The sequence below is a fragment of the Geobacillus sp. LYN3 genome (genome assembly GCF_003064505.1).
Lineage (GTDB): Bacteria > Bacillota > Bacilli > Bacillales > Anoxybacillaceae > Parageobacillus_B > Parageobacillus_B toebii.
Genome location: NZ_QCWL01000013.1, coordinates 1 through 6,687, shown reverse-complemented (window position 1 = coordinate 6,687; position 6,687 = coordinate 1). Strand labels below are relative to the sequence as shown.

The 6,687-nt window shown below is 36.5% G+C and carries 5 protein-coding genes and 1 pseudogene; 3 read left to right on the top strand and 3 right to left on the bottom strand.

Translation table 11 applies throughout. The annotated features are described in order from the left end of the window. Positions 1-39 precede the first annotated feature (39 nt). The 3 genes from DCC82_RS16125 to DCC82_RS16110 all read left to right on the top strand — a co-directional run bounded on the left by DCC82_RS16125 (position 40) and on the right by DCC82_RS16110 (position 1,840). A complete protein-coding gene (locus DCC82_RS16125) occupies positions 40-630 on the top strand; it encodes a type IV toxin-antitoxin system AbiEi family antitoxin domain-containing protein (RefSeq protein ID WP_097355067.1) in 591 nt (196 codons plus the stop codon). Positions 631-1,145: 515 nt separating this feature from the next. Beyond that, positions 1,146-1,454 (top strand): AbrB/MazE/SpoVT family DNA-binding domain-containing protein, encoded by a 309-nt coding sequence (locus DCC82_RS16115; protein ID WP_062755467.1) that lies wholly within the window; start codon positions 1,146-1,148, stop codon positions 1,452-1,454. Further along, positions 1,454-1,840 (top strand): type II toxin-antitoxin system PemK/MazF family toxin, encoded by a 387-nt coding sequence (locus DCC82_RS16110; RefSeq protein ID WP_033020639.1) that lies wholly within the window; start codon positions 1,454-1,456, stop codon positions 1,838-1,840. Before DCC82_RS16115 ends, DCC82_RS16110 begins: the two co-directional genes overlap by 1 nt. Positions 1,841-2,192: 352 nt before the next feature. On the opposite strand, the gene DCC82_RS16105 is transcribed toward DCC82_RS16110, so the two are convergent. The 3 genes and pseudogenes from DCC82_RS16105 to DCC82_RS16095 form a co-directional block, all read right to left on the bottom strand. Further along, on the bottom strand, positions 2,193-3,464 hold the full coding sequence (locus DCC82_RS16105) for a hypothetical protein (RefSeq protein ID WP_097355065.1): 1,272 nt from the start codon (positions 3,462-3,464) through the stop codon (positions 2,193-2,195). 562 nt (positions 3,465-4,026) lie between these two features. Further along, a pseudogene (locus DCC82_RS16100) lies at positions 4,027-4,556 on the bottom strand (IS256 family transposase); the annotation flags it as partial. Positions 4,557-4,961: 405 nt separating this feature from the next. After that, the gene (locus DCC82_RS16095; RefSeq protein WP_233253058.1) at positions 4,962-6,515 is read right to left on the bottom strand and encodes a M48 family metalloprotease; all 1,554 of its coding nucleotides are present in this window, start codon (positions 6,513-6,515) and stop codon (positions 4,962-4,964) included. Positions 6,516-6,687 lie beyond the last annotated feature (172 nt).

Below are 6,687 nucleotides of genomic sequence, written 5' to 3'. Positions count from 1 at the left end.
TCCTTATCTATTCCAAATCCATTCAGAGATACCCTATCTATCTTTCATTACACAAAATTCTTGACGGTACCGGGATTTGCGACGACAGAAGACTTAACCAGAGAAGGAGTGAGCAAATATTATATTCGAAAGTTCGAGCAAAATGGAGAAATAATTAGGATAAAACGTGGGCTTTACCGTTATGCTGAATTTGAAAATGATCAAAATGAAGAAGTGGTTGAAGTATCAAAAGTGATCCCGAATGGTGTTCTTTGTCTTTTGTCGGCATTGTCTTTTTATGAGTTAACAACTTATAACCCGTGGGAGTACCAAATTGCTATTGAAAGAAAATCAAGGAAACCCAGTTTGCCTGATTATCCACCGATTAAAATTTTCTACTTTTCAAAAAAACAGTTTGAATATGGAATTGAAGAAGTGGAGGTAGGCGGCCATAAAATAAGCATTTATAATCGTGAAAAAACGATTTGTGATATTATTCGATACAGAGAAAAAATAGGAATCGATTTAATGAAAGAAGGTTTGCGAAATTATTTACAAAGTCCTGAAAAAAATATAAATAAATTGGTGGAATGTGCTGAGAAAATGCGCATCAAGACCGTTTTATTAAAATACTTAGAGGTGCTTTTATAATAGGAAATGTTAAAAATATACCTGCTCCTGTGAGAGAAAGACTAAAGAATATTGCCAGACAAAGCGGAAAAACCTTTGATTTAATTTTATTTTCCTTAACACAATTTAAATCTAGACCAACCAAAGATATTGACTTTTTAGCCAGACAAATTTCGAATGATATACAATATATTAAGGCTGCGTTTGAGTCAATTTGTGCGTTAACCGCTGAGATTGACGTGGTGGTTCAACATCTCTGCCACTTCTTTCCCGAGATAGCCTTCCATGATCAATCGGACGGCGGTCACTCATTGACGCAAAGAAGCATCTTTGATTTTTCGTTCTTCTTTTCGTAATCAACGTTTGTAACTATACTTGTTGATATATGCTTTTGAGTCTGAAAAAAGCATTTTTAATTAATCGATTCAAATGATCGCCTTTGCAACGAGAATATTTGTTGGTCGAAAAATCAGGGGTATCATTTTTTGGAAGAATGTATATACTATGTATATACATTTTGGGTTGGAGGTGACATAATGAACTCAAAGGAACATTTAGAAAGCAAAATAAACCAAAGTAAAGGAGGGGACTACATGTCTACAGTTGTTGTTCAAAAATGGGGAAACAGTTTGGGCATTCGTATCCCAAAAGATGCTGCTGATAAAATAGGGATTAAACAAGGTTCCGAAATGGAATTAAACGTGATTGGAAATGAAGGTATCATCACATTAAAGCCAAAAAGAACACGGAAGAAATACACATTGGAAGAACTAATATCACAGATTACACCTGAAAATCGACACGAGGAAATTGATTTTGGGATAGAAGGGCGTGAATTGATTTAATGCCAGCAGACGTACCAGAGAGAGGCGATTTCGTTGTTTTAAACTTCAATCCACAAGCTGGTCATGAGCAGGCTGGGAGAAGGAATGCTATTGTTTTATCGCCTAAAGAATTCAATCAAGCAACAGGATTTATAGCTGTTTGTCCGATTACCAATCAAAAGAAGGGTTATCCTTTCGAAGTGGATTTACCAAAAGAAGGAATATCCCTTGATGGCGATGGCTATCCAATAACAGGGGTAGTTTTAACTGATCAAATTAAATCATTGGATTGGAAAGCTCGTAATCTAAAAATTTTAAAGAAGTATAATCCAGAAGATGCACAAATTGAAGAAATAGATAAAATCATTGATGAATGCCTAGCGAAAATAGAAACATATCTGACTTGACATAATCCTTTCTCTTTCAGAAAGGGTTATTCTTTTGTGATGTAAAGTTTCTTGAAAATTGAAAATTTTTGTGAAGTTGCTAAGAGGAATTTACACAATAATTTGGACTTGACTTTCATTAACAGAGCCTTATAAAAAAAGAGATAGCCGGCATTGGTTATCTCTGAACATCATGAGAAAGGTGCCTGTCACCACCCGGAAAATGTCGGAAAGCAATTTGAATGGAAGTAGTTTCTCGAACCAAAAGATAAAAATAAAGCCTTTAGAATGGCAGCAGAGCGGTTATTCTTTTGTGTCTGAAAATAGAAAGAGGGAGTCCATGTAAGTGATGGAAACTCCCTCTTTATTCGTTTTAGCAGGTCGGGGAATTTTCCCATGTTCTTGCCGCTTCTTGGATTTTTTCTTTTATTGCATCAGTTAACTGCCGGGCACTGTCTAACTTTATTGCTTCTGTTTTTGGCCATTGGTAGCCAAAATATAATCCGGGGCATACATTTAAAGCCTGCCTTTCCGTTTTATCAAACAAATCAGACAGTTTATGTTTATCATCTGGAGTCATCATATTTTGGCGAATGAGTTCATCGATGAATGACTGATACTCATCCATATTTGATTTATTAAGCTGTTTTATTTTTCTGGCTTTCCAAAACTCTATATAATCCCTTATTCCTGCCCGGGTAGTTGGATAAAAAAGGTTGGTTCCTTGAAAAGCAAAATGAAAATTCGGTTCAAGGCGCCATCCTTTATATTCAAGAGCAAGCAGTTCATCTACATCAACACGATTAAAAAATGTTCTCGCTTGATTCATCGTATCTCCTGCGTAAAATTCTAATTCAATCGCCCATTCTCCGTCATTTTTAATATTCGGGGCCACAGCAATTTGTTTCACTGGGCCATAGTCGACTAAAATATAATTTTTCCATGATTTATGATAGTCAATAGGACCAAGGTTTAACTCTGCCATAATGGAAATACACCGTTGTTTAAGTAAATATTCGTTATCCTTACAAACGGATAAGGTAGTATAAGGGTTTAAAAACTCAAAGTTTTTATCTATAAAACGAAGAAAGTCACTCAGCAAAACGGCTTCAGCGCCGGTTACTAAATCTTTTTCTAATAAACGATTAATTCTTTCAATAATACTCCTCCAACTTAAACATATCGGTGTTTCTTCTATAACGATCTGTGTATCTGCCGGAAGGCTGGGATTTAATTGTTCCACCCGTACTTGATTTTTATTCGGCTTGTTTTCAATGATGAAAATAAAATCAGGTTTATAGTAAATGACCCCGTCATAAACGGCATCTCTTTCCGAGTTATGTACTTTGTGATCTGTAATAAATTCATCATCTGATATAAGAATAGATATTAATTTCCCGCTATCTTGGCTTATTTTCTTCACTTGCGTTTCAATTCTCTCGATTCTGTGCTCTGTATTTACCAATGAAGGGACAATATTTTCAGGATTTACATTTTTCTCAAACATTTTCTCTCTTATCATCTCAATAAACATATGCTGGATAAATGGCACCATCTTCAAAATAACTAGAAATGCTCTAGTTAACTGGTCTTCATGATGTGCATCTTTGCGTTCATAGGGGAAAAAGTAATTTAAATGGTCCATTTATGAATGCTCCTTTCCCGAATTATCGTATTATGTAATAAATTCGATGAAAACGAAAAAATCCCTTTGCCATTGCGGAAGCATACTTCTTGCTGATTAGTACTGGGAGATCATTGAAGAAGAGTGTTTCTGGCATGTAAAAAATGCATGAAATGGCAATAAAAAATGCCACTTGCCAATTCCGTTTGACAGGGGACCATTTTGAGTCAGTCTTTTTTTATAAAAACCCATTTATTTTAATCCATAGCGTTGTTTCCATTGATTAATTACTTCTTCCGAAGCATAACATTTATTTTTAAGTGTTTTTTGCAAGAAAAAGGTGCAGAGTATTGCAGTATATAAATTTGTTTATATCGCATAAAAATTCAATCCGAATTCTTGCTATTAAGGGCTTGACATGGAGCCTCTGCAGCCATGATTTTCTTTTGCCAAGCGGCCAGCTGTAACAGATTTGGCAAACCCAAACAGGTTATCACGGCTGCCCCTCCATGTAAAGCCCCACTGCATAACCATTTGCATAAAAATTTTGCACATCTCTGCAACTTTAATTTTGCAATAAATAACGTACCCGTCCATCTTCCCGGACTTTCGTATAAATAGCATCCACCAGTATAAACGGATATACGTGTTCATGCAGGGAACGATGGTTCCAGTCTTGGATAATCGGATCCAGCCCTTTGCATAGCGAGGAAACCGTGGATTTGGAAAATGAGGTGCCGCACAACTCCTCTGTGATTTGGGTGATTTTTCGGGTAGACACCCTGTTTACCACCATTTCCATGAGTGCCAGTACCAGTGCTTGTTCGCTCCGTTGATATCGTTTAAACAGTTCCGTAGAGAACTCCCCATTTCTTGTCCGTGGAACGCGCAAAGTCAACCGTCCCACCCGGGTTGTCAGCTGGCGTGGATACGAACCGTTGCGATATCCTTTTCGTTCTTCCATTCGTTTATCACGGCGAGCCCCAGCTGTTCTTCTACTTGTGCCTCAAGGATTTGATGGAGGACTTGTTTTAGCAGCTTAGATAATCCCTCATCTTTGGTGAATAACCCGTGCAAAAATTCATCATTTACGGTAATATGGTATTGAGCCATGGTTGCATTCCTCCTTATGTTTGGTGTTTTTGGTCCACTGTTTATTCTACCAAAGGGGAAGCAACATGGCTCTTTTTCTATTCCTTTTTTACACAATTATATGGACTTAACTCACTAACACCTCGAGCTGTGACAGTATGATGCACCCATTATAATATAACGAACACGATGCTATCTCGATAGCTAGAATGTACGAAGGGAAATAGAATGTCATCATCAGAAAAACATCAGGGATATAAGTAAGGCGATTAAACTGAAAACAATTCGACGAGTGCTAGAGGATGATGAGACAGTCGTTGTAGTGGCGGAGAAATTAAACCTTTGTTATCGCGATATAAGAAATATAAACAATATGCCCCCTGTAGACTTTAGGGAGCATATTGCATCTTAATGTCGAAATGATGATCATCTTCTGTTTTTTGGGAATTGACCATGGAGCTGTTGCAGATGCCGTACTCTAACATCTATGCTCGGATGTGTTTTAAAGTATTTAATTGGTCCTTTGACACTTGTCGAGGTGTAGTTAAGTCGTGATAAGGTAAGCAATGCAGAAATCATTCCACTTGTATCTCCCATGTGGAAAGCAGCAAAACGGTCTGCTTCCAATTCATATCTTCTCATATAGAAGCTGCTGACCAACAATAGAACTATTAAATACAATGGAATACTTGTCCAACCAAAAACGGGATAAAAGTAGAGAATGGCTTGAAATGTGATTAATGTTACACATGTTACACCTAGCAACTTAACTAAATGTTTTCTCTTAATATGAGCTATTTCATGCAAAATGACAGCCTCTAATTCTTGATTTTTTAAATTCTCTACTAAATAGTCATATAGGTATAGGTTCTTATGGATATATCCGGATACCATCGCATTAGCTATCCTAATATTCTTAGACGACTGCACGTAAATATTATTAAAATGGATACCATGCTTTGCACTTAATAAATTGATACGGTCTAATAGTTCCCGTTCCTTTAACTTACGCTTTGGAAGGAGCAAGTTATATATATATGGTGCCGAGATATATGCAACAGTAATAATACATATCTGAACCATATAGGAGGTAATGATGTTTGTAACCATTGAATCAAATTTAGCAATATTAACTGGAATAAAATAAATCACGATATTAACCAAAATAGTGATTACAATGGGAACCACAAGAGGAACAAGCATACTCCATATTTCCGAGACAGGAGTATTGTCCTCTTTGGCAAGTTCTCCGTTTTCAATTTCCTTTATAATACGCTGTTGTAGGTAAATGAAATAAACAATCATAAAAAAAGCACTTATAACAAAAGGACCAAAGGCCAGTAGTACGCCACCAATCCCTCCCAGAAATATTTCATACCCCAGAAACAAGCCCGTCATTATGACATAACCCAATTGTAGGGCAACAAGAAGCAGTGCTGGAATCTGATATTTCTGACTAACACTTCGAACGTTTGCAGGTATCACATGGTTTGTTCTTACATGTTTTCGCAAAAGAGTTCCCATCCAAGTCGTAACCACCATTGAGATAATAGTAAGCAAGATATATATTAGAGTTTTGAGGACGACCTCATTTTCGTTAATATTTCCCTTCAATGTTAAAATTCCCATATTTCGGAATGAGTTTATATCTCCAATGAACTCGTCTTTACGTTCACTTAACAAACTGAATACTGGACGAAAACCTATTTCATTCAAATTTTTACCTTCTTCTGTTCTCCAGTCAATCATTTTATTTGTAAACAATGTCACCTGTACAGGTTGTTTTGCATGAAAAGGACTTGTAATATCCTTAGGTGATACATGTAGGATAAGGTTCTTACCTTCCTTTTCATATAAATCCTTCATGAACAGCGTAATTGTTGTGAAACTTGCACTATACTCAACTCTAGACCTATCAACATGTAATTTTTGAGAAGAAACCAACTCTTTTTCTAATGCATTAGCAGAACCATCATACATCTGCCTAGGCACCTTATATACAATGAAGTTTGTATCTCCAGTCACATGAATTTCAATGAGCAAAGGAGGGGTGTCTGATTTAGCCATTGCAGACGACACTAATGTAAATTATCACTTTATTTCGGAACAAAAGAGCCATTTTTTTGCACATTCCTTCAGAAAACCCTCTCCC